The sequence below is a fragment of the Deltaproteobacteria bacterium genome (assembly GCA_011773515.1).
Classification (GTDB): Bacteria; Desulfobacterota; Deferrimicrobia; order J040; family J040; genus WVXK01.
This window is the reverse complement of record WVXK01000054.1, coordinates 1-829: the sequence shown is the minus strand read 5'-3', so window position 1 is coordinate 829 and position 829 is coordinate 1. Positions and strand designations below refer to the sequence as shown.

The following is an 829-nucleotide window of genomic DNA, read 5'->3' as shown; positions in this document are numbered from 1 at the left end:
CTGGCCTGCGACACATTTTCTTTATTATACCCCCTGCCCGTTCCTGGCGTTGCCCGACTGTTCGAACCACCCTCGATCAGGGAGGGGGTATTTGGAGTTTGGAGTTTCGGAGCTTCGGGTCCCGTGTTTTTCGATCAATCCTCTTCACCGCGAAAAGAGAATTAATCCGCCCATCTGGCTTACCAGCGCCGCGAGCGCAAGGGGGGGGATTCTCGACCTGATAGACACGGAGAAACCGATCTTCCCTACGATTCCTCGTCCCCGTATCTCTCAACGAGTTCGTACCACTTCCTGCCGGAGAACAGCTCTTTGAGAGAGCGCAGGACAGCGGCGGTCCTTTCCAGATCTTCAGCGGGGATGCCCGCAACGAGCTCGCTTAAAATCCGGGCCTCGAGGCGATTCATTTCCTCCACCAGCTTTTCCCCTTTCGGGGTGAGGGTCACCAGGCGGGATCTCTTGTGGGCGGGGTTATCGATCAGCTCCACGAATCCGTCCTCCCTCAGGCCATTGACGATCGTCTGGATGTGCTGCCGGGAAACGGGTCTCTGGCGGGCCATAGACGGTACCGTCAGGGGGCCCTGCTTCTGAAGGTTCATGAGGACCCCCCTCCTTCCCCCCGTAATTTCACCCTGACGGTGGATCTGCTGGGCGGCCGCCGCCATCCGGTGAAAGAGGCCTCTCGTCTCGTCGATGACCTCCATCAGTGCCTTCAGGTTCTCATCTCTTTTACTTTTTTCACGGGCCATAATCGCCTCCCGGATCTCAGGATGATGGTATCAGGATGACAAAATAATTGTCATATTAGCAATTATATTGTCATTATGTCAAG

1 protein-coding gene is annotated in these 829 nt (G+C 55.9%); it reads right to left on the bottom strand.

The features are described from left to right. Positions 1-245: 245 nt before the first annotated feature. Positions 246-746: a MarR family transcriptional regulator gene (locus tag GTN70_05320; GenBank protein ID NIO16403.1), complete on the bottom strand. Its 501-nt coding sequence runs from the start codon at positions 744-746 to the stop codon at positions 246-248. Between the last annotated feature and the right edge of the window lie 83 nt (positions 747-829).

What these genes read in the sequence shown, in the direction of transcription:
- GTN70_05320 (NIO16403.1), bottom strand. Translation starts at nt 746, where the DNA reads ATGGCCCGTGAAAAAAGTAAAAGAGATGAGAACCTGAAGGCACTGATG.